This window comes from Amycolatopsis thailandensis (assembly GCF_042723255.1).
In the GTDB taxonomy this organism is placed as follows: domain Bacteria; phylum Actinomycetota; class Actinomycetes; order Mycobacteriales; family Pseudonocardiaceae; genus Amycolatopsis; species Amycolatopsis thailandensis.
The window spans coordinates 1-20,983 of sequence record NZ_JBHXJK010000139.1; the positions used below are offsets into that span (position 1 = coordinate 1).

At 69.0% G+C, this 20,983-nt stretch carries 24 protein-coding genes; 13 read left to right on the top strand and 11 right to left on the bottom strand.

What is annotated here, in order from left to right; translation table 11 throughout:
* The first annotated feature begins 519 nt into the window (after positions 1-519).
* Positions 520-1,032 carry a DUF4303 domain-containing protein gene (locus ACFWMR_RS35670; RefSeq protein ID WP_378381576.1) on the top strand — a complete coding sequence of 171 codons (513 nt, stop codon included), beginning with the start codon at positions 520-522 and terminating at the stop codon, positions 1,030-1,032.
* On the opposite strand, the gene ACFWMR_RS35675 is transcribed toward ACFWMR_RS35670, so the two are convergent.
* Positions 1,029-2,207, bottom strand: a complete 1,179-nt coding sequence (locus ACFWMR_RS35675; protein ID WP_378381577.1) for an epoxide hydrolase family protein — start codon at positions 2,205-2,207, stop codon at positions 1,029-1,031. The genes ACFWMR_RS35670 and ACFWMR_RS35675 overlap by 4 nt on opposite strands.
* Before the next feature lie 84 nt (positions 2,208-2,291).
* Between ACFWMR_RS35675 and ACFWMR_RS35680 the strand changes: the two genes are divergently transcribed.
* A complete protein-coding gene (locus ACFWMR_RS35680) occupies positions 2,292-2,858 on the top strand; it encodes a CGNR zinc finger domain-containing protein (RefSeq protein ID WP_378381578.1) in 567 nt (188 codons plus the stop codon).
* 11 nt (positions 2,859-2,869) lie between these two features.
* On the opposite strand, the gene ACFWMR_RS35685 is transcribed toward ACFWMR_RS35680, so the two are convergent.
* Both ACFWMR_RS35685 and ACFWMR_RS35690 read right to left on the bottom strand, forming a co-directional pair.
* Positions 2,870-3,700: a class I SAM-dependent methyltransferase gene (locus tag ACFWMR_RS35685; protein WP_378381579.1), complete on the bottom strand. Its 831-nt coding sequence runs from the start codon at positions 3,698-3,700 to the stop codon at positions 2,870-2,872.
* 8 nt (positions 3,701-3,708) lie between these two features.
* Complete coding sequence (locus ACFWMR_RS35690; RefSeq protein ID WP_378381580.1) at positions 3,709-4,080, bottom strand: winged helix-turn-helix transcriptional regulator; 372 nt, start codon at positions 4,078-4,080, stop codon at positions 3,709-3,711.
* A 92-nt stretch (positions 4,081-4,172) separates the two neighbouring features.
* On the opposite strand from ACFWMR_RS35690, the gene ACFWMR_RS35695 reads away from it, so the two are divergent.
* Positions 4,173-4,865, top strand: a complete 693-nt coding sequence (locus ACFWMR_RS35695; protein ID WP_378381581.1) for an SDR family oxidoreductase — start codon at positions 4,173-4,175, stop codon at positions 4,863-4,865.
* A gap of 49 nt (positions 4,866-4,914) precedes the next feature.
* Positions 4,915-5,754 (top strand): class I SAM-dependent methyltransferase, encoded by an 840-nt coding sequence (locus ACFWMR_RS35700; protein WP_378381582.1) that lies wholly within the window; start codon positions 4,915-4,917, stop codon positions 5,752-5,754.
* 1 nt (position 5,755) lies between these two features.
* Here the strand turns inward: ACFWMR_RS35700 and ACFWMR_RS35705 are convergent, their stop codons facing one another.
* From ACFWMR_RS35705 to ACFWMR_RS35720, 4 genes are read right to left on the bottom strand one after another with little or no spacing between them, the layout of a single operon-like run.
* On the bottom strand, positions 5,756-6,397 hold the full coding sequence (locus ACFWMR_RS35705) for a class I SAM-dependent DNA methyltransferase (protein ID WP_378381583.1): 642 nt from the start codon (positions 6,395-6,397) through the stop codon (positions 5,756-5,758).
* A gap of 10 nt (positions 6,398-6,407) precedes the next feature.
* The gene (locus tag ACFWMR_RS35710; RefSeq protein WP_378381584.1) at positions 6,408-7,166 is read right to left on the bottom strand and encodes a putative protein N(5)-glutamine methyltransferase; all 759 of its coding nucleotides are present in this window, start codon (positions 7,164-7,166) and stop codon (positions 6,408-6,410) included.
* Positions 7,163-7,930, bottom strand: a complete 768-nt coding sequence (locus ACFWMR_RS35715) for an NAD(P)-binding domain-containing protein (RefSeq protein WP_378381585.1) — start codon at positions 7,928-7,930, stop codon at positions 7,163-7,165. Before ACFWMR_RS35715 ends, ACFWMR_RS35710 begins: the two co-directional genes overlap by 4 nt.
* Before the next feature lie 8 nt (positions 7,931-7,938).
* Positions 7,939-8,454 (bottom strand): DinB family protein, encoded by a 516-nt coding sequence (locus ACFWMR_RS35720; protein ID WP_449224346.1) that lies wholly within the window; start codon positions 8,452-8,454, stop codon positions 7,939-7,941.
* 150 nt (positions 8,455-8,604) lie between these two features.
* Between ACFWMR_RS35720 and ACFWMR_RS35725 the strand changes: the two genes are divergently transcribed.
* Together ACFWMR_RS35725 and ACFWMR_RS35730 are read left to right on the top strand one after the other, a co-directional pair.
* Positions 8,605-9,129 carry an RNA polymerase sigma factor gene (locus tag ACFWMR_RS35725; RefSeq protein WP_378381587.1) on the top strand — a complete coding sequence of 175 codons (525 nt, stop codon included), beginning with the start codon at positions 8,605-8,607 and terminating at the stop codon, positions 9,127-9,129.
* A 34-nt stretch (positions 9,130-9,163) separates the two neighbouring features.
* On the top strand, positions 9,164-9,610 hold the full coding sequence (locus ACFWMR_RS35730; RefSeq protein WP_093938814.1) for a peroxiredoxin family protein: 447 nt from the start codon (positions 9,164-9,166) through the stop codon (positions 9,608-9,610).
* Here ACFWMR_RS35730 and ACFWMR_RS35735 read toward each other — a convergent pair.
* Entirely contained in the window at positions 9,607-10,059 is a 453-nt protein-coding gene (locus ACFWMR_RS35735; RefSeq protein WP_378276170.1) for an anthrone oxygenase family protein, read from the bottom strand. The genes ACFWMR_RS35730 and ACFWMR_RS35735 overlap by 4 nt on opposite strands.
* Before the next feature lie 91 nt (positions 10,060-10,150).
* On the opposite strand from ACFWMR_RS35735, the gene ACFWMR_RS35740 reads away from it, so the two are divergent.
* The 4 genes from ACFWMR_RS35740 to ACFWMR_RS35755 all read left to right on the top strand — a co-directional run bounded on the left by ACFWMR_RS35740 (position 10,151) and on the right by ACFWMR_RS35755 (position 13,567).
* Positions 10,151-10,729: a TetR/AcrR family transcriptional regulator gene (locus ACFWMR_RS35740; RefSeq protein ID WP_378381588.1), complete on the top strand. Its 579-nt coding sequence runs from the start codon at positions 10,151-10,153 to the stop codon at positions 10,727-10,729.
* A gap of 40 nt (positions 10,730-10,769) precedes the next feature.
* Positions 10,770-11,375 (top strand): TetR/AcrR family transcriptional regulator, encoded by a 606-nt coding sequence (locus tag ACFWMR_RS35745; protein WP_093938817.1) that lies wholly within the window; start codon positions 10,770-10,772, stop codon positions 11,373-11,375.
* Entirely contained in the window at positions 11,359-12,978 is a 1,620-nt protein-coding gene (locus ACFWMR_RS35750) for an acyl-CoA dehydrogenase family protein (RefSeq protein ID WP_378381589.1), read from the top strand. The genes ACFWMR_RS35745 and ACFWMR_RS35750 overlap by 17 nt, the downstream gene beginning before the upstream one ends.
* Positions 12,979-13,135: 157 nt before the next feature.
* On the top strand, positions 13,136-13,567 hold the full coding sequence (locus ACFWMR_RS35755) for a hypothetical protein (RefSeq protein WP_378381590.1): 432 nt from the start codon (positions 13,136-13,138) through the stop codon (positions 13,565-13,567).
* Positions 13,568-13,570: 3 nt separating this feature from the next.
* Here the strand turns inward: ACFWMR_RS35755 and ACFWMR_RS35760 are convergent, their stop codons facing one another.
* On the bottom strand, positions 13,571-14,731 hold the full coding sequence (locus tag ACFWMR_RS35760; protein WP_378381591.1) for a 4-hydroxybenzoate 3-monooxygenase: 1,161 nt from the start codon (positions 14,729-14,731) through the stop codon (positions 13,571-13,573).
* A 54-nt stretch (positions 14,732-14,785) separates the two neighbouring features.
* Here ACFWMR_RS35760 and ACFWMR_RS35765 point away from each other — a divergent pair, with 54 nt between their 5' ends.
* Together ACFWMR_RS35765 and ACFWMR_RS35770 are read left to right on the top strand one after the other, a co-directional pair.
* Positions 14,786-15,559: an AraC family transcriptional regulator gene (locus tag ACFWMR_RS35765; RefSeq protein ID WP_378381592.1), complete on the top strand. Its 774-nt coding sequence runs from the start codon at positions 14,786-14,788 to the stop codon at positions 15,557-15,559.
* 10 nt (positions 15,560-15,569) lie between these two features.
* A complete protein-coding gene (locus tag ACFWMR_RS35770; protein ID WP_378381593.1) occupies positions 15,570-16,217 on the top strand; it encodes a DUF4865 family protein in 648 nt (215 codons plus the stop codon).
* Here ACFWMR_RS35770 and ACFWMR_RS35775 read toward each other — a convergent pair.
* Complete coding sequence (locus ACFWMR_RS35775) at positions 16,154-17,314, bottom strand: SWIM zinc finger family protein (RefSeq protein WP_378381594.1); 1,161 nt, start codon at positions 17,312-17,314, stop codon at positions 16,154-16,156. The two genes, ACFWMR_RS35770 and ACFWMR_RS35775, sit on opposite strands and share 64 nt — an antisense overlap.
* Positions 17,311-20,028 carry a DEAD/DEAH box helicase gene (locus ACFWMR_RS35780; RefSeq protein WP_378381595.1) on the bottom strand — a complete coding sequence of 906 codons (2,718 nt, stop codon included), beginning with the start codon at positions 20,026-20,028 and terminating at the stop codon, positions 17,311-17,313. The genes ACFWMR_RS35775 and ACFWMR_RS35780 overlap by 4 nt, the downstream gene beginning before the upstream one ends.
* Positions 20,029-20,096: 68 nt before the next feature.
* Between ACFWMR_RS35780 and ACFWMR_RS35785 the strand changes: the two genes are divergently transcribed.
* On the top strand, positions 20,097-20,891 hold the full coding sequence (locus ACFWMR_RS35785) for a TetR/AcrR family transcriptional regulator (RefSeq protein WP_378381596.1): 795 nt from the start codon (positions 20,097-20,099) through the stop codon (positions 20,889-20,891).
* Positions 20,892-20,983: the final 92 nt, after the last annotated feature.

The window sequence follows — 20,983 nt, forward strand, 5'->3', positions numbered from 1 at the left end:
TGGTGAGGTGGGGCGCGGGAAAGCGTCCCCCACCCGCACGTCATGAGGGGTCCCCGTGGGACAAAAAACGTCTCATGGGGACCCCTCATGACACACCCGGCGTGGAACCGGGAACCTGAGGCCGGGTGGGCCGGTGGCGACCAGGCGGCCCGGCGCTTGCCGGAGCTGGCGCGTCTACTCGGCCTCGCGAGTCAACAGATGATCACCCTCAATTCGTCACAGTGACGTATTGAGGGTGGGTGTCCGGTCATCCTTTTTGTGTTCCCGGGGGCGCCCTTGGCCGTTTCAGGCAAGTTGACAGGAGTCGAGTTGAGAGAAGGCCGAAGGGAGCCATGCCCGCGTCCGACGCGACGAAGGGGCCTTTCCTCGCGAGACATGCAGCGAAAGGCCCCTTCGGACCAAGCCAGAGACCCCTCTCGACCCTCGTTATCCAGGTCGGCCAAAGTGCCGATAATGTACATTATGTCAAGTAGTCGAGATATCAGCGCTCCCCGCCGACCCCCGTGGTTCGATGCCCTGGTGATTCCGACCGAGGCAGACCTTGCAGACGCATTGACCACGGCAGCTCGCGCCGCGGTCACGGACCTGTTCCGCGACAACCCCGGCCACACCTTCTGCTACGTCACGCTGACCACGCCTGGCGAGGCGTTCGGTCCGGCATTGTCGGCGTGGTCGCACGAGGCGCTGGCACAGCGAACTGACGCCGACGAGGTCCGCTACTCCTACGCTGATTCGCCGTTCTCGATCCTGGGCGAGCAACACCTGAAACCGGTCCGGGACCTGTTCGCCACCCGGCCGGAGGTGTTCGACCTCGTCGACGACGACGAGGCTGACGCGGAGTTTGATCTTCGGCTGCGTGCGATGGAGACGGCTCTGCGCAGGTTGGCGGATGAAGGACTGTTCGGAGTCGGCGAGGCTCGCGCGGGCGTGCTGATCCTGGTCGAGGTTGTTCCTGATGACGAGGAGAACATCGCCCGGGCTCGTCGGCTCAACCCGCCCGGACCGGCGCTGGAAGCTTGGCTGTCCTCCTAGGCAGGACGATCAGAGGCCAGCACCGCCACGAGGCCTTCCTGTAGGTCCTTCACGAAGTACTCGGGAACCTCCAACGACGGGAAGTGTCCCCCGCGCTCAGGCGAACGCCAGCGGACGATCCTCCGGTACCGCTCCTGCGACCAGGCGCGTGGATACTTCTCGATGTCGCGTGGATAGATCGTGATCGCCGACGGGACGTCGACCCGGAGTTCGGGGTCCAGCGAGTTGTGGCTTTCGTAGTAGATGCGCGCTGACGATGCGCCCGTCCTCGTCAGCCAGTACAGGGTGACGTCGTCGAGGATCCGGTCCCTGGAAATCGTCTCGAACGGGCTGTCTTCGGTATCTGTCCACTCGTAGAACTTGTCGAGGATCCACGCCAGGAGCCCGACCGGTGAGTCGACGAGTGAGTAACCGATGGTCTGCGGGCGGGTCGCCTGCTGTTTCGCGTACGCCGCGCGGTGATGCCAGAAATCGTGGGTTTCCTCGGTCCACTTGCGCTCGGCCGCCGTCAGTCCGTCCGCCGTCAATCCGGGCGGCCCCTCCGCGAACGTCGTGTGGATGCCGAGGACGTTTTCCGGGAACCTGCCGGCGAGAACCGTGGTGATGTTGCCTCCCCAGTCTCCCCCGTGGGCCGCGAACTTGCCGTAGCCGAGCCTTCCCATCAGTTCCACCCACGCCGCCGCGATCTTTTCGGTCCCCCAGCCGGTGGCGGCAGGCTTGTCGCTGTAGCCGAAGCCCGGCAAGGACGGGATCACGACGTGGAACGCCGGCGCGGTCGCGTCTTTCGGATCTGTCAGTTCGTCCACCACGTCGACGAACTCGGCGATGCTGCCCGGCCAGCCGTGCGTCAGGATCAGCGGAGTGGCGTCCGCGCGCGTGGATCGGCGGTGCAGGAAGTGGATTCCCAGACCGTCGATGGTCGTGCGGAACTGGCCGAGGTGATCGAGGCGCTTCTCGAACGTCCGCCAGTCGTACTCGGTGCGCCAGTAGTTCACGACTTCGACGAGGTCGGCGAGGGGTACGCCCTGGTCCCATCGGCGCGGGTCGGGTGCGGCGCGATAGACCGTCTCGGCCTCCGGGAGTCGTGCCGCGGCCAGTCGTGCGCGCAGATCGTCGAGGTCGGCGTCGGTCGCGTGGGCTTCGAATGCGTGTACTTCGCTGGTTGAGTCGGACATGGGAACCTCCTGACCATGATGGAACCGGCTAAGACGGTTCTAACATGTCGTGAAGTGGGTGCGCAACCGGCTAAGGTGGTTCCCATGTCTGCTGGGTTCCCTGACTTTCGCCTCGGTAGCGTGCTGGCGACCAGCTTCACCGCGACGCTGACGGAGCGTCGTGGCGAAGCTTTGGAGCGCATTCCCACGCCGCAGCGGCTCGTCGATTGGCTGGCGGTGAGCGGTCTCGCCGTGGACTCCTGCACCGCCGCTCAGCTCGAACTGGCTCGGCAGCTGAGAGAATCGATTCACGCCGCCGCGACAGCGGCCGCGATTCACGCTGCTCCCCCGGCGTCCGCTGTCCGGATCATCAACGACCGCAGCATCCAGGGGCGGGCCGCGGCTGTCCTGACGCCCGAGGGCACTCGTGAGTGGCGACTGAGTTCGCCGGACTGCGTGGAGGATGCCCTCGGCGTGATCGCCGCCGACGCGATCGGCGTCATTTCCGGCGAGCGGGACGGAAAATTGGCCTTGTGCGCGTCACCGACATGCCAGGCTGCGTTCTTCGACACGAGTCAAAGCCGCACGCGCAAATGGTGCGACATGGGTACCTGCGGGAATCGGCAGAAGAAGGCGCGCTTCAACGCCAATCAGCGCAAGGATCCTGGTTGAGCGGGTGACCGTTACCCGCTCGCCTCTCCCCTGTCGGCGACGGCGACGCGGACGTTCATCGTGCACGGGATCCGGCCGTCGGAATCGGCCAGTTCCGTTGTCCGTGCCAGGAAATCCTGCTCGATCGACTGTACGACTGCCGGGTCGAGTGGCATGAAGTTGTAGATCGCGGAGAGGCGCGACCACACCTGCTCCGCGGTGCCGCCGAGGTCGATGGGTTCGCTCGTCCACGCGACCGGTGAGAATCCGGCGGGGACGAGAATCTCGTCGATACCGTCCCGGTGCAGGGTGCGGCGATCACCCAAAGAGGGCATGCGCTGTTCGGGCGGGGCGCCGTCGAGGGCCGGGCGGATCAGTTTCTGGAACAGTTCGTAGCTTCCGCCTCCGCCGACTTGGCCGCTGCTGAGGATCAGGGCCAAGCGCCCGCCGGGAACCAGGATCCGGGCGAGTTCCGCGGCGACCTGGTCGATGTCGGGCATCAGCATGAAGGCCATGTGGGAGACGCATGCGTCGAAGCCGCCGTCGGGGAAAGGCAGTTCCTGTGCCCGCCCGGTGATCAGCGGCGCGTCGTGGAGGGAGGGGCGCTGCCGTGCGAGTGCCAGGTCGGCGCTCGAGAGGTCCACTCCGGCGACCTGGTGGCCGGCTTTGGCGAGCAGGTCGAGGAGGAAGCCGTCACCGCAGCCGAGGTCGAGTATCCGCGGCTGCCCTGCGACGTGATCCCGGAGGATTTCGTAGCTTGATCGCCCGTCCGGCGCGCGGCCGTGGCTCATCATGTTCGACGTCGCTGCCGGGTGCCGGGCATGGAATTCGCGCAGGAAGGCTTCTTGGGCCGCTGTGGTCACGGTCTCCGTCACTCCTCGTCGCGGGATCCGAGCCGCTGGGTGATGCGGTCGAACAGCTCCCCCAGTGGCTCGCCGACCTCTTTACCGAACTCGGTCAGCCCGTAGGTGACCTGCGGTGGTGTGGTCGGCTCGACCTTCCGCCAGATCAGGCCGTCTCGGACCAGGACGCGTAGTGATTGGGCGAGCATCTTCTCGCTGATTCCCCGGATGCTCTCGCGTAGCTCGTAGAACCGGAGATCGTTGCTCTGCAAGGAGATCAGCACCCAGATTCCCCAGCGGCTGGTGACATGGTCGACCACGTCGCGGGCGGGGCAGTCGGTGTGAAACACCTCATACCTCGTCTTGGTGTCGCCCTGGGTGATCTGCGCGCCTCCTGCCACGTCGGGAGCTTACCCGAAGGTATGTCCTTACCAAAAGTTAGCTCGGCTCCTAGCGTCCTGACCACAGGGAAATCGGACGAAGGAGTTGTTTCATGATCGTGGTGACCGGGGCTACCGGGAACATCGGCCGCCCGTTGACCGACGCGCTGGTCGCGGCCGGGGAGCAGGTGACGACGGTGTCGAGGCACGCTGTCGAGGCGCCGGAGGGCGGACGGCATGTGGTGGCCGATCTGGCGGAGCCCGCGGGCCTCGAGTCCGCCTTGGCCGGGGCGAAGGCGTTGTTCCTCCTGCTGTCCGGTGATTTGCACGCCGCCGGGGCCGACCCGGCCGAGATCATCGGCCGGGCGGTGGCGAGCGGGGTTCGCCGGGTGGTCCTGCTCTCGACGTTGGGTGTGGCGACCAGGCCTTTCGGTGCGACGCGGATCGCGATGCGGGCGCTGGAGGACGTGGTGCGGGAGTCCGGTGTGGACTGGGCGATCCTGCGGCCGGGTGGGTTCGCCTCCAATGCTCTGTGGTGGCCGGCGGTGATCACGCCTCGCGAGCAGGCCGCGGTGCTCGCCGGGGCGCTGGGTTCGCCGGTGCGTTTTCATGAGCTCACCCGGGCCGAGGCGAAGGCGGGGATGGTCGAGAGCATGCCGGCGGAGCTCGCGGATGACACGTTGGACATCTTGAGTTCGCCGAGTCCGGCGGAGTTGCGGGTGAGTCCGGCCGTGGAGCGGGTGCTCGGGCGTCCGCCGCGGTCGTTCGCCGAGTGGGCCGCGAGGAACGTCGCCGCTTTCCGCTGAGGGGTCGCGCTATGGTCTTGCCTGGGAATCGAACCTGGGGGTCACCGAAATGTCCGAGAGCACCGCTGTGCGTGTCGATCCGTCCAACGAGCGGATGTTGAAGGCGTGGAATGGTGCTGAAGGCGCACTGTGGGCGAAGCGTGCGCAGCGGTTCAACGACGGTGTCGCCGCGTACCGCGACACCTTCTTCTCCGCGGCCGGCGTCCAGGCGACGGATCGTGTCCTCGATGTCGGCTGTGGAGCCGGTCAGACGACGCGGGACGCGGCACGGCTCGCTGTCGAGGGTTCCGCGCTGGGTGTCGATCTGTCCGGTGAGATGCTCGGCCTCGCTCGGCGCCTCGCTGAAGAGGAGCGTGTTCCCAACGTTTCGTTCGAGCAGGTGGACGCTCAGGTCCAGGCGTTTCCCGACTCGGGGTTCGACGTGGTGATCAGCAGGCATGGATCGATGTTCTTCGGTAGTCCCCTGGCCGCGTTCGCCAATCTGGCCCGGGCGACGCGGCCAGGGGGCCGTCTTGTGCTGCTGACGTGGCAGCCGTTTCGGCTCAACGAATGGATCACGACGTTCAGGACGATCTTCGCGGCGGGCCGTGAGGTGCCGTCGGTGAATCTCGCGCTTAGCGATCCGGCGGAAATCGAAGGGCTGCTGACGTCCGCCGGATACGCCGACGTCCGGTGTACCGAGGTGAACAAGCCGATGTACTTCGGTCAGGACGTCGACGACGCTGCCGGGTTCATCATCGAGCAGCATGGCGGACGGCTGAGCGACCTCGACGAAGTCACCCGTGACAAGGCCGTCGCGACGTTGCGCGCCGACCTCGCCGAGCACCAGACCGGCCGAGGCGTTTTCTACGGCTCGGCGGCCTGGCTCGTCGAGGCCCGGCGTCCGTGACCTACGGCTTGCGGACGATCAGGTAGGCCTGCGGGGTGTTCTCGAATTCCCCGGACGGCTCACGGACGAGCTTGGACAGCACACTGAACCCCGCCTCCCCCAGTTGCCCGGCGATCTTCTCCGGGGAGAGCCGGTACGCGTCGCAGGTGATGTCGTGCCCGTACGCGTGCTCGATGTGGCGCACTTCGTCGCCGACCTGGAACGCCACCATGAGGTGGCCGCCCGGGGCGAGGATCCGGTGGAAGTCGGCGAAGATCTCCGGCAGTCGTTCGCGTGGGGTGTGGATGATCGAGTACCAGGCGACGACGCCGGCCAGTGCACCGTCCTGAATGGACAAACCGGGCATCTCCCCGATTTCGAAGTCCAGGTGCGGGTACCACTCACGGGCGACGGCGAGCATTCCCGGCGAGAGGTCAACCCCGCGGACGTCGAGCCCGAGGCCGTGGAGATAGTCGGTGATGCGGCCGGTGCCGCAGCCGATTTCGGCGACGCGTCCGCCGCCGGCGGCCTGGACGAGTTCGGCGTACGCGCCGAGCATGGCCCTGTCCCAGGTGGATCCGGCGAGGTGGTCGCGGAGGAGTTCGGCGTAGTCGGCCGCGACGGTGTCGTAAGCGGTGCGGGTGATGTCGAGGTAGTCGGTCACGGCGGGCACCCTAGTGGCGGGCTCCGACAACAATCGTCGCGTACAGGTCGTCGTCGGTGATCACTTCGGGCTTCAAACCGTTGTGCGCCATGGCTTCCGCGGTGTTCGCGGCCTGGCTTTCACCGGTCTCGACGAGCAGGTGCCCGCCGGGGGCGAGCCACTGTGGAGCTTCGGCGGCGACACGGCGGTGGACCTCGACGCCGTCGTGGCCGCCGTCGAGGGCGACGCGGGGTTCGTGGTCGCGTGCTTCGGGCGGCATCATCGCGATGGCGTCGGTGGGGACGTAGGGGGCGTTGACGACGAGGAGATCGACGGTGCCTCGCAGTGACGCGGGAAGAGGTGTGTAGAGGTCGCCTTCGAAGACCTCTCCCCCGGCTTCGGCGACGTTGATCCGGGCGCAGCGGACGGCGGCGGGTTCGATGTCGGCCGCGTAGAGCCGGATTCCGGGGAGTTCGGTGGCGAGGGCGGCGCCGAGCGCGCCGGTGCCGCAGCAGAGGTCGAGGACGACCGCTCCCGGTCCGGCGAGGGTGAGGGCGTGCCGGACGAGGAGTTCGGAGCGTTGGCGTGGCACGAAGACGCCGGGTTCGACGGTGATGCGGAGGCCGTGGAATTCGGCCCAGCCGAGGATGACTTCGAGCGGTTCGCCGTCGACGCGGCGCTGGACCAGGGTGTCGAGCTCGGCGGGTGTGCGGGCTTCGGCGCCGAGCAGCCGGGCTTCGTCTTCGGCGAAGACGCATCCGGCCGCCCGGAGTCTGTCGACGACGCTCACTTGTCTCGCAGCCTGGTGAGGATTCCGTCGAGGGCCTGGCGGACGGTGTCGGGGACGCCGTTGGTGCGCAGGTCGGTGAGGAAGTGTTCGTTGAGCCCGCCGGGCGTCATGTGCTTGCCGGTGAGGGTTTCGAGGGAGCCGCTCTGCTCGAGGAGGGATTGGCCGAGCTGCCCGAAGATGTGGCTGGTGAAGGCGGTCGCGGTGGTGTCGTCGATGCCCTGGTCGGTCATCCAGGCCGCGATGGTGCCGAGATAGTCGAGGTGGGCGGCGAAGGTGGCGGTGGCGCCGCTGAAGATGTCGAGGTCCTTCTCCGCGGCGGGGACGACGCTTCCGCCGATGCTGTCGAAGAGGGCTCGGGCTTCGGGGTTGTCGGGGTACATGGCGGTGAGGCTCTGGCGGCGGGCGGCCGGGGGCAGCGGGATGCTCCGGACGACTTCGCGTGCCGGGGCGGCCCATTCGCGAAGCTGGTCGAGGGGGACGCCGGCGAGGGCGCTGATCAGGACGTGGTCTGGCCGGAAGGTGAGGTCCCGGAGGACTTCTTCGGCGATCGGTGTGCGGACGGCGAGCACGATGGTGGTGGCGCTGTCGACGACGGCCTGGTTGCTGTCGCGGACTTCGACGTTGGCGAAGCGGGCCGAGAGTTCTTGGCCGACGCTGCGGCTGCGGGGCGAGAGGAAGATCGAGGGCGGGTCGGCGATGTCCTTGCTGAGGCCTTCGACGATGGCGGCGGTGATCTCACCGGCGCCGACGAATCCGTATTCCATGGTGGCTCCTAGGCTCCGGTGTGGCCGTCGACGCGTTCGCGGATGAGGTCGGCGTGACCGTTGTGGCGGGCGTATTCGCCGATCATGTGGATGTAGAGCATGCGCAGTGAGAACGGGGCGTCACCGAGGTCGAAGGTGTCGTCGAGGGACCCTCCGGCGGCGGCTTCGTCGGCGAGGCGGATCTCTTCGAGCAGGACGTCGTAGGCCTTTTCTGCCTGCTCGGCGTCGAGGACTTCGAAGTCGTGGTCCTTGCCGAGGGCGGGGTCGTAGAGGGGGTCGATGTCCTGTCCGGCGTAGCGCAGGCGGAACCAGAAGCGTTCGACCTTGGCCAGGTGCCGGACGAGGCCGAGGAGGGTGAGGTTCGAGGGCGGGACCGACGCCTGGGCGAGCTGTTCTCCGGTGAGGCCGGCGAGTTTGTGGAGGAAGGTGCTGCGGTGCCAGTTCAGCAGGGAGGGAAGCAGAACGCGTTCGTCGGCGGCGGTGTCGCCGGACGGACGGGTCACCTCGGGGGCGGTCCATGTCATAGCGGCGATCATGCCATCGGGTGAGCTGGGCCTGTGTCGAACGGGGCGTGAGCGGGGTCACGTGCGGCTGTGGGGCGTGGGCTGAATCCTTTGGTGGGGGTGCCTGCTCTTGTAAGGGCCGGGACAAGCCCGGTGCGAAAGGAGGTAGTCGTGGAGTCCGAGTGGCCGAGGGAGTCTTTGGTCGCAGCCGCACAGGGTGGGGACGCGGCCGCCATCGCCGCCTTGGTCTCGGGTTCCCATCCGCATGTGCAGCGGTTCGCGCGTTCGTTGTGTGCCTCGCCGGAGGACGCGGAGGATTCGGCGCAGGAGGCGCTGATCATCCTGTACCGCAAGATCGGCACTTTGCGGGCGACCGGGGCGCTCGCGTCGTGGATGTTCCGGATCGTGCGCAATGAGTGCCTGCGCCGGGCTCGGCGGGCGGTGCGCGGTGACGATCTGGCCGATTTCGGCGCGGTGGTCTCGGCGGAGGACGACGCCTTGGAGCGGCTGGAGGCGCGACGGGTGGCCGCGGCGATCGCCGAGCTGCCCGCTGACCAGCGTCGCGTCTTGATCATGCGTGACATCCAGGGCTATCCGGGCCGGACGGTCGCGGACGCGCTCGGCCTGAGCACGGCGGCGATGAAGTCCCGGCTGCACCGGGCGCGGGCGACCGTCCGCCAGTCGCTGCTTCCGTAATTTCCCCCTTCCCCCTGTTTCTTGAGGAGTCGTCATGCTCGAAATCGGATCCACTGCCCTCGACCTCGCTTTGGAGGACACCTCCGGTGAGGTGGTCCGGCTTTCGGATTACCGCGGCACCGAACACGTGCTGCTCTACTTCATGCGCTCGACCACGTGCCCTGTCTGCACCGGTCACGTCAAGGACCTCGCGAGGCGGTCCGAGGAGCTGGCCGCCGCGGGCGTGCGCGTTCTGATCGCCGTTCCCGAGGGACGTGCCGAAGCCGCGGCGTGGCGGGCGAAGCGCGGGTTGTCGCTTCGGGTGGTCACCGGGCGGAACGGCACTCCGCACGAGGCCTTCGGGCTGGCGAAGAAGATGTTGCAGCAGTCGGGCAGCGTGCTGATCGACCGCGACGGGGTCGTCCGGCACGCGCATGCCTCGACCATGCCCACCGGCGCGTACGACAAGAAGGGGATCGCCAAGGCCGTGGCGGCGCTCTAGTTTCCGACGAGGGCGGCGGCCAGCAGGGCGAAGGCGGCGATGATGACGGCGACGCGGAGGTAGTGGAACCGGTCCCAGCGGTTCATCTGTTCCTTCCAGTCCTCGGGCCGGTTCTCGGGGGTCCACTTCTTGCCCCGGTTGTTGATCGGGACGAGCAGCAGGATCGACATGAGCACGCTCACGATCAGGAGCGCCGCCGCGACGACGACGAGCGCGGCGCCTGGGCGATCCCAGCCGGCGATGGCCCAGGCCGCACTCAGGACGAGTGAGCCGATGTACCAGAACGGCATCACGGCGCCGAGCATCCGGCCCCCGTGGGCACGGCCGAGCTGGCCGCTGTCCTCGGGGAGTCCGTTGAAGATCGGGTTCATGACGAAGGCGACGGAGAACTCCACCCCCACCATCACGCCGACGACCACGATGGTGGAGACCGCGAGTGCGTTGAGCATGCTGACCTTCCCGAAAATCTAGTGTTGCTAGCTGATGAGGCAACGCTAGTACTACTACCGCTCGATTGTCTAGCGATGCTAGGATCGAGTTATGTCGGTACAGGAACGCAAGCAGCGCGAACGGGCGGAACGAGAGCGTCTCATCGTGGCGACGGCCCGCGAACTCGCCGAGCAGCAGGGCTGGGACGCGGTCACCACACGCCGGCTCGCCGAGCGCATCGACTACAGCCAGCCCGTGCTCTACAGCCATTTCCGGGGCAAGCGCGAGATCATCGGCGCCGTCGCCCTCGAGGGTGCCGCCGAGATGGCCGCGGCGATCCGGGCCGAGACCGCCGCCGTGGACGGCCCTCGCGCCCGAGTCACCGCGCTCGCCCTCGGCTACCTCGACTTCGCCGTGCGCAACCCGGCGGTCTACGACGCCATGTTCCAGCTCGACGGCGGCCTGGCGTTCGCTCAGGAGGACACCCCGGAGCCGCTGAAGGACGCCTTCGCGGCCTTGCTGGAAAGTCTCGGCGAGGTCGCCGGCGAGGGCGTCCACCCGGGGGTGTTCACCGAGGTGTTCTGGGCGGCCCTGCACGGGCTGGCCACCCTGACCCGGGCGGGACGGCTTCCGCCGGAGTACGCCGAACAGAGGGTGAAGCTGCTGGTGGACCGGCTCGCCGTGGTCTGACGCGTTGACTGAAGGTGTGAATCAGTGCTTCACTTCTTGAGTGCCGTACCGCCGAACACCGAAGGTCCAGGAGCGCCTCGACGCCCAGCGTGACGCCGTCCTCGCCGCCGCCATCGAGCAGCTGGCCGAGCGCGGGTACGCGGGTTGCTCGGTCTCGGCGGTCGCGGAGCGCGCCGGAGTGGCCGTCGGGAGCGTGTACCGCCACTTCCCCACCAAGGCCGCGCTGGTCGTGGAGTTGTTCCGGAAGGTCGTCACGCGCGAGGTCGAGGCGGTGCGCGCGGTGTCGGAGCTGCCCGGCGCACCGGCCGATCGGGTCGTGGCCGTCTTCGACACCTTCGCGAGCCGGGCACTGAAGACCCCGCGGATGGCGTACGCGCTGCTGGCCGAGCCCGTCGACGCGCCGATCGAAGCCGAGCGGCTGGTGTTCCGGCGCGCGTTCCGTGATGTCGTCGCCCAGCACGTGGCCGACGGCGTCCGGTCCGGGGTGTTCCCCGCCCAGGACGCCGAAGTCACCGCCGCGGCGCTCGTCGGCGCGGCGGCCGAAGTGCTGATCGGCCCGTTGACCACCGGCAGCGCGGACGAGGTGTCCGGGCTGCGCACTTTCGTCCTGCGTTCTTTGGGAGGTTCCGATGCCGGGCACTCATGAGGTCACCAACCAGGTGCCGCCGCTGGCGGACTACGACGTCGCCGCCGATCCGGCCCTGCTGGAAGGCCTGGAGCGGGCGGACGCCGGCTGGGCGGTGGCGGAACTGCACGCGCTGGGGAGGCTGGCCGGGAGTGAGCAGGCCCAGGAGTGGGGCAGGCTGGTCAACGAGAACGAGCCGGTGCTGCGGACACACGACCGGGTCGGGAACCGGATCGACGAGGTCGAGTTCCATCCGTACTGGCACGAGCTGATGGATGTCGCGGTGTCCTACGGGCTGCACGCGACACCGTGGCGGGATTCCCGGCCCGGCGCGCACGCCGCGCGAGCGGCGAAGATGTACGTCTGGGGCCAGGTCGACGCGGGACACACCTGTCCGATCTCGATGACCTACGCCGCGGTTCCGGCGTTGCGGTTCAATCCGGAGCTGTCCGAGCGGTACGAGCCGTTGCTGGCGGCGACGGAGTACGACTTCGGGTTGCGCGAGCCGAGCTCCAAGCGCGGGCTGATCGCCGGGATGTCGATGACGGAGAAGCAGGGCGGCTCCGACGTCCGCGCGAACACGACCACGGCGCGGCCCCTCGGGGACGGCAGCTACGTGATCGTCGGGCACAAGTGGTTCACCTCGGCGCCGATGTCGGACATGTTCCTCACCCTGGCCCAGGCACCCGGCGGGCTGTCGTGCTTCCTGCTCCCCCGCGTCCTGCCGGACGGCTCGCGCAACGGGATCCGGTTGCAACGGCTCAAGGACAAGCTCGGCAACCGGTCCAACGCCTCGTCGGAGATCGAGTACGACGACGCGATCGGCTGGCTGATCGGCGAAGAAGGCCGCGGGGTGCGCACCATCATCGAGATGGTCAACAACACCCGGCTGGACTGCGCGGTCGGGAGCGCGTCGGGGATGCGGTACGGCGCCGTGCGGGCCGTCCACCACGCACGCCACCGTCGCGCGTTCGGCGCGGCCCTGGTGGACCAGCCGCTGATGGGCAACGTGCTGGCGGACCTCGTCGTGGAGTCCGAGGCGGCGACGACGGTCGGGATGCGGCTGGCGGCGGCCACCGACCGGCCGGGTGACGAGCAGGAACAGGCCTTCCGGCGGCTGGGGCTGGCGGTGACGAAGTACTGGGTGTGCAAGCGCGGCCCGTCGCACGCGGTCGAGGCGCTGGAGTGCCTGGGCGGCAACGGGTACGTCGAGGAGTCGGGGATGCCGCGGCTCTATCGCGAGGCACCGCTCATGTCGATCTGGGAGGGCTCGGGCAACGTCGCGGCGCTGGACGCGCTGCGGGCGATGGCCAAGCAGCCGGAGTCGGTGGCGGCGTACTTCGCGGAGGTCGAGCAGGCGGCCGGCGCCGACACCCGGCTGGACGACGCGACGGGGCGGCTGCGCAAGGAGCTGTCCGACCTGTCCGACATCGAGTACCGGGCGCGGCGGCTGGTCGAATCGATGGCGCTGGTGCTCCAGGGTTCACTGCTGGTGCGGCACGGGACGCCGTCGGTGGCCGACGCGTTCTGCGCGTCGCGGCTCGGTGGCGACTGGGGCGTCGCGTTCGGCACGCTTCCGTCCGGTGTGGACACTCGGGCCATCATCGCCCGGGCCGAAGTCTGAGCGGGACGCTTTTCCACGCTCAGTGCGCACCCGACCACGTGGTGCGCCGGTCCGGCCGATTACCCCGGCCGGACCGGCGCACAGCACTGCGAACAGCCGCAGGATTGCGGAATTCGGGTGCATCCAAGGGCACGCGGGTGGGCTACGTTCCTCGGTCATGGTCGATCGCCGAAGATGCCTGGTCCTGATTCCCCTGGCGCTGCTCGCCTCCGGTTGCGCGAGAACCGAGCCGACACCGCTGTTCGCGGCGGCGAGCGTGAGACCGTCCACGGAGAACGTTCCGATGATGGACGCGGCGGCCCCGTCCGGCACCCCGTTCACCGCGACGGACGGCCGGGATCTGAAGGCCTGCGCCGACGGGGAGTGCGAGATCCTGGTGCGGACCGGTGATCAGATCCCCAACGACGGCGGAGCGGGGCCGCTCTCGGTCACGGTCCAGGCCGGAAGAGTGGGACTGGCGCCCGCTTCCGGCGGAATGGGTGAGGCGGTCTCCGGTCCGCCGGGGATGATCCACCGGATCAACCGCCAGACGATCGTCGTCGTCGCCGTGCAAGGCGGCGAGGGCATCATCCGGCTCAGCAAGAAATAGCGCTCAGTTCAGACCGGCGATGAACTCGCCGAGCAGCCGGTTCGCCGTGTCCGAAGTGAACAGGCGCTCGAAGTTCGCGCGTGCCACCCGATGACGGAACTCCCCACGATGGCCCGGGTCCCCGGCGTCGTGGATGGTGTCGGTGAACCACGTCGCGAAAGCCTGGTAGTTCCACACGTCGCGCAGGCGGGTGTCGGAGTAGGCGTCGAGCAGGCTCGGGTCGTCGTCCCGGTAGTAGCGGACCAGAGCGTCGGCGAAGACGTCGGTGTCGTACAGGGCGAGGTTCATTCCTTTCGCGCTCGCCGGCGGGACGATGTGCGCGGCGTCGCCGAGCAGGTGGAGCTTGCCGTGACTCATCGGGCTGAGCACCTCGCCCCGCAGCGGCATCGGTTGCTTCTCGACGATCGGCCCTCTCGTGGGCAGACGTTCGCCGAAACGTGTTTCGAGTTCGCTCCAGACGCGCTCGTCCGGCCAATCCTCGGCGGTGTCGTCAAGCGGGCACTGGAGGTAGAACCGGCTCGCCGTGGGCCCCCGCCCGAACTGGGCCGCGAAACCGCGCCGGTGGATCGCCAGCAACGTCGGGCGGACGGCGGGCACCTCGGCGAGGACGACCAGCCACGCGTAGCCGTACTCGTGGGAGTGGCGGGTGATCCGGTCCTCGGGGATGGCGGCGCGGGTCGCGCCGTGGCTGCCGTCGCATCCGGCGATGAAATCCCCTTCGATGATCGACCCGTCACCGAGCCGGACGCGAGGACGGTCTATGTCCTCCACGGTCACTTCGGTGTCGAACCGCAGATCGCCTCCGTCCTGCTCGAACACGGTGATGAGGTTCCGGACGAGGACCTGCTGGGGGCAGAACCGGCCCTCGACGTGTTCTTCGGCGGGGAGTTCCAGCCACCGGTCCTGACCGTCGACACGGAAGCCGAGGCCGGCTTGGACGGGAGCTCCGCCGACGACCCGGTCTTCGAGGCCGCGTTTGCGGAAGACTCGGGTGGCACGGGTGTCGATGACTCCGGCACGCTGCCGTCGCTCGACGTACTCGCGGCTGCGCCGTTCGAGGACGACACAGTCGATTCCCTCACGCAGCAGGAAGTTGCCGAGCGCCAGTCCGGACACCCCGGCTCCCACGATCACGACAGGCTTGGTCTCTTTCGATGTGGCCATGCCTTCGAGTTTCGCCCAGGTCGCGGCGTCCTAGTACCGATATCCTGACGCATTATGCTCGAATTCCGCCAAAGCCTCCCGCCAGGTGACACGGGTCGGGGATCGCTGGCCCACGGGCAGACGGTCGGCCCGCATTCCCATGTCCGGGGTCAGCTGCTCTACCCGTCCACGGGCGCGCTCGCGACCACCACCGCGCGGGGGACCTGGGTCGCGCCGGCGAACCGGATCACCTGGACGCCGCCGGGATTCGAGCACTCTCATCGGGCGTACGGCGAGACCGATGTCCGGCGCATCGACTTGCCCGTCCGGCTGTGCCGCTTCCTTCCCGCCTTGCCGTCGGTCTTCGCCGTGACACCACTGTTGCGCGAGGTGCTCCTGGCGCTCAGCGACGGACGTGCTCGCGAGCCGGGGCCCCGCCGCAGGCTCCGCGGCCTGATCATCGACGAACTCACCGACGCCGAGCCGCAGGAGATCTACCTGCCCGAACCCGCCGACGACAGGCTGCGAACGGTCACCGCGCTGCTGCACGCCGACCCGTCCAACTCCGCGACCCTGCGCGAACTCGGGCGGACCGCCGGCGCCAGCGAGCGTGTGCTCACCAGGCTGTTCCAGGACGAACTCGGCGTGAGCTTCCGGCAGTGGCGGAGCATGCTCCGCGTCCAGCACGCCCTCGTCCTGCTCGGTGACGGTCACGCGGTGACCACCGTGTCGTCCCGGCTGGGCTGGGCGAACCCCACCAGCTTCATCGAGGCCTTTGTCGCCGTCGTCGGGGAAACCCCCGGCCGCTACCAGGCCGGACTACGGCGATCACAGCACTGTACCTACTAGTATGTACGGCATGCATGCGATGCAGTACGAGATCACCCTCCCCGCCGACTACGACATGGGCATCATCCGCGAACGCGTCGCCACGCGCGGACATCTGCTCGACGACTTCGGCGGCCTGGGGCTGAAGGTGTACGGGATCCGTGAACGCGGCGTCGACGGCTCGACGCTGAACCAGTACTCGCCCTTCTACCTGTGGCACGACGAGGCCGGGATGAACGCCTTCCTGTTCGGCGGCCCGTTCAGCGGCATCGTCGACTCGTTCGGGCGTCCCGCCGTGCAGCACTGGACCGTGCTGGGGTTCGAGGAGGGGCCGGCGTTCGGCGCTCCTCCTGTCACGGCGGGAAAACACGTCGTCTCGATCCCCGCCGAGACCGACCCGGTCGCCTTCCTGGGCGAGGCTCTCGACGGGCTTCGCGAGCACCTGCGCCAGGACGGCGCGCACTCGGGCGCCCTCGCCGTCGACCCGCGAACCTGGCAAGTCGTGCGCTACAGCCTGTGGTCCGGTGACGCCCCGGAATCGGACGAGGTGCGCTATCGGATCCTCCACCTGTCCTCGCCACAGCTGGACCAGCTGCGGCGAGGACGGCAGTGGGATCAGCCCAGCAGCGCGGCGAACAGCGCACCCGGGTCGGCTTCGGGCGGACCGGCGGGCCACTGATCCCGATACGGGTACCAGAGCCCGTCCTTGCCCAGCCGCACCTGCACGCCTGTCCCGTGCACGGTGCACCGGTTGCGTTCGACGTCCACCCCCTCGCCGGGATCGTCCACCACCTCGGCGAAGGCGGCCCGCGCCCGGCCCATCGCCTGCGACGGCGGTGTCCACGCGGTCTCCAGGACCTCGAGACCGGCCCGGCCACCGTGCCGCCAGGCGAGTACCGCCCGGTCGAAGCCCTCGCCGTTCTCGGCCGGGCGCAGACGATCCGCTGTCTCCGGACGGGTGGCGGCGAGGCGGACCGCGTCCTGCTTGCGGGTGAGCTTCGGCTGCGAGGTCAGCAGCGCGGTGGCCGTCTGGCTGGCGTTGGCGACCAGCAGCGCGAAGGTCTCCGCCGGGATGCCGGGCGCTTCCGGCACGGTCGGTCCGCCCGCTGGCACGAACGCGGCGAGGTCCGGCAGTGGGCCCGGCTCGTCGGCGTAGGCCCGATCGGCCGTGATGCCGTCGTCCCCGGTGCGCACGAACCGGGGCGCGTTCCGCCGCTGCAACTCGTCGAGCAGTTCCCGTTCCCCCTTGCCGCGCATCAGCAGCAGCACGAAGGGATCGGCGTCGAGCAGCCACGAGGCCTGGAACGACAGCGCCGCCGCGTGACGGCACGGCAGCTCCCAACCCGGGCAGTCGCAGTCCGGGTCGAGGTCCCCGATGCCGGGCAGCAGATGCACCCCGGCGTCGTCGGCGGCCTCGACGAGGTCATGCGGCATGTCCCGGTCCAGCAGCGCGGCGAGATGCCCGGCCCGGGAGGCGACCCTGTCGAGAAAACGGTCCCAGTCGTCCCCGGTCAGTTCCGCGAGCCGGACCTCGGTGCGGTACTGGCCTTCCTGGTCGTCGACCACGGCCGCGATCCGCCCGGGACTGACCGTGATCGGACCGACCCGGCCCGCCGCGGCGTACTTGCGGCCCTGTTTGAGCTGGCGCAGGTCCAGTGCGGTGTCCTCCATGGCGTTGATCCACGCCCGGCCCCACCACGAGCGGGCGAACTGGCCGTGCCCGCCTTGAGGACCGAAAGCGGGGAAACCGCGGACGCGATCGTCGGGGGTGCTCATCGGCGGCTCCTCAACTCGACCAGATCGGCCAGCTCCTCGTCGGTCAATTCGGTCAGCGCGGCCTCGCCGCCGGCGAGTACCGCGTCGGCGAGCGCGCGTTTCTCCCGCAGCATCGCCGCGATCCGGTCCTCGACCGTCCCTTCGGCGATGAGCCGGTGCACCTGCACCGGCCTGGTCTGCCCGATCCGGTACGCCCGGTCGGTCGCCTGATCCTCCACCGCAGGGTTCCACCAGCGGTCGTAGTGCACGACGTGATCGGCGCGGGTCAGGTTGAGCCCGGTCCCCGCCGCCTTGAGCGACAGCAGGAACACCGGCACCTCACCGGCCTGGAACCGGCGCACGAGATCCTCACGCTTGGGCACCGGCGTGCCACCGTGCAGCAACTGCGTGCCGATCCCGCGCTGCGCGAGATGCCGCTCCAGCAGCCGCGCCATGGCGACGTACTGGGTGAACACCAGCACCGCGCCGTCCTCGGCGAGGATGGTGCCCAGCAGTTCGTCGAGCAGTTCGAGCTTGCCCGACCGGCCGTCCAGCACCGCTTCGGACGGTTCCTTGAGGTACTGCGCCGGGTGGTTGCAGATCTGTTTGAGCCCAGTGAGCAGCTTGACGATCCGGCCCCGCCGCGCGATGCCCTCGCTGCCCGCGATCTCGGCCATCAGCTCCCGCACCGTCGCCTCGTACAGGGCCGCCTGCTCCGCGGTGAGCGTCACCGGCCTGTCGGTCTCGGTCTTGGCGGGCAGCTCCGGCGCGATCCCCGGATCGGATTTGCGACGACGCAACAGGAACGGGCGGACAAGCCGGGACAAACGCTCCGCCGCTTCAGGGTCCTTTCCGGACTCGACCGGTTTCGCCCACACCCGGCGGAAGTCGGCCATCGTGCCGAGCAGCCCCGGTGTCGTCCAGTCCAGGATCGCCCACAGCTCGGCGAGATTGTTCTCCACCGGGGTGCCCGTCAACGCCACCCGCGCCGAGGACGTCAGCGTTCGCAACGCCTTCGCCGTGCCGGAGCGGTGATTCTTGACGTGCTGGGCTTCGTCGGCGACCAGAAGTCCCCAGTGGATGTTCCCCAGCGGTTCCGGGTCGACGCGCAGGGTGCCGTAGGTCGTGAGCACGAAACCGTCGCCGAGTTCGTCGAGGGAGCGCTCGGTGCCGTGGAACCGCCGCACCGGGACACCGGGGGCGAACCGGGTGATCTCGCGTTCCCAGTTGCCCAGCAGCGACGCCGGGCAGACGACCAGGGTCGGGCCGTCCGCGCGATGCAGATGGAGCGAGATCAGCGTGATCGTCTTGCCGAGACCCATGTCGTCGGCGAGACAGCCACCGAGCCCGATCGACGTCATCGCCGTCAGCCATTGCAGGCCCCGCAGCTGGTAGTCGCGCAGCGTCGCGGCCAGACCTCGTGGCGGAGCCTGCGGTTCCGGCGGTGCGAGCAGCCGTTCCCGTAGCGCCGCGAGCCAGCCGTCGGTGAGGACGTCGACGCGTTCGCCGTCGACCTCCGCCGTCCCGCTCAAGGCGGCACCGAGCGCGTCGATCGGGGTCAGCGGCTTCAAGGCCCGGTCCCGCGCCTTCGCCGCCAGCGCCGGGTCGACGAGTACCCACTGATCCCGCAGCCGCACGACAGGACGGTGGGCCTCGGCCAGCTCGTCCATCTCGGCCGCGGTGAGGGGAGCGCCGCCGAGCGCCAGTTGCCAGTCGAACTGCAGCAGCGAACCGCCGGCGAAGAAGGACGGGAGGTCGGCCGGTGGCGCGGTGCCTCCGCCGACGACGGCCTTGGCGCTCAGGTCGCGGGCGAGATCGGCGGGCCAGTGCACCTCGATACCCGCCGTGGCCAGCAAGGGCGCGGCAGTGGTGAGCAGTTCGGTGATGTCGGTGTCGCCGAGCGCCACTTCGTCGGGGACCGCGGCGCCGAGCAGGGGTTCCAGCGGTGGCCACAACTGTGCGGCGCGGCGCAGGGCCAGCATGACGTCGATCCGGGCCCTCGGGCCGAACCGGTCGTCACCCGACCAGAGCGCCGCCGCGTCGATCAGGACACCGGGGTCGGCGAGGCTGTGCACCTGGACGACCCCGCTGAAGCGGCCGATCGTGAAGTCGTCCCCGGGCGCCTCGATCCGCACCGAGACCCGGACCCCGGAGTCCAGCCCGGCCGCGACCTCGGCCGCCCAGTCCCGCAGCTGCGGGACACGGTGCGCGGGCGGAGCGGCGAAGGCTTTGACACCCGCCGCCTGCGCGGCCGCGGGTGTGCGAGGCAAGGTGTCGGCCACGGCGTCGAGAAACGCGCGCAGCAGCGGATACCGCGCGGGGAGCAGATTTCCGTCACCGGGGATCGCCCGTGCCCGCGCCGGCATCGCCTCGGAGAGCTCACGCAGCCAAGCCGCGTCGGCGGGCTCCAGCGGACCAGCGCGCCAGGCGTCCACATCGGACTCCGTGACACCGGGAAGCAACCGCCCCGCCTCGGCGAGCTTCAACGCCGCCGCGGCGGCCAAGCCCCAGAAGCGCGCGGAATCGTCGTCACTGTCACGAAGCCGCAGTAACGCGGGGAGCGCCTCGACCATCGGGAGCCGTACGCAGGGCACCGTGGTGATCTCGGGGAGGGCGACTGTCACCTCCCCGGCCCCCGGGGTGTTCCCCTCGGCGTTCCAGAAGGCGAACCCGCTGGTCCGCGGGGGATTTTTCGGTTCGAACACGACACTGCCGAAACCGTCGTGAGACGTCACTCAGCCCCAATCTCTGTACGGTGTACAGTTCAGGGTAACACAACTCTGTACAGTGTAGAGAGAAAGTGATGACGGACGCGGACCACACCGGAACGGGCGATCCACGGCGGACCATCGAACTGCTCTGGGGCGTGCGGGAGAAACCCCGCCGCGGCCCCAAACCCAAACTGACCGTCGACGAGATCATCACCGCCGCGATCGAAATCGCCGACACCGAGGGCATCAGCGCGCTGTCGGTGCGCCGGGGCGCCGAGAAGCTCGGCGTCTCCCCCATGACGATCTACACCTACATCCCCAGCCGCGCCGAACTGCTCGACCTGATGATGGACCGCGTGCACGGCGAGCTGACCGACCCTCCGGAGAGCCACGACTGGCGAGTCACGATGACGATCCTCGCCGAGGACGCCTGGGAGATGTACCACCGGCATCCATGGCTGCTCCAGCTCACCACCGGCCGTCTCCCCCTCGGCCCGCGCACCTTCGCCAAGCACGAACGCGAACTGGCAGCCGTCGACGCGATCGGCCTCACCGACCTGGAGATGGACGCCGTGGTGGCGATGGTCAACGGATTCGTCCAGGGCATCGCGCGCGGCTCGGTCGAATCGGCGAGCCTCGTGCGGCGGTCCGGGCTGACCGACATGGAGTGGTGGACGGCCAGCGCGCCGGTGCTCGCGGAGATCCCGGAGGCCGACGCGGGACTGTTCCCACTGGCGGCACGGATCGGGCAGGCGGCGGGGGAAGCGCACAGCGCGGCGAGCGCGCCGCTGCACACCTTCCGGTTCGGCCTGGCGCGGATCCTGGACGGAGTCGAGCAGCTGGTCAACGGGGACTCGGACGCCTCCGGTGCCGAACTGTCCTCGTGAGGCGGCTGTGCCGAAAGGCGTCGTGCTGAACCGCTCGCGCGTCCGCCGGGTGTCGCGAAAGCCACTTTCGGGACATCAGGTGTCCCGAAAGT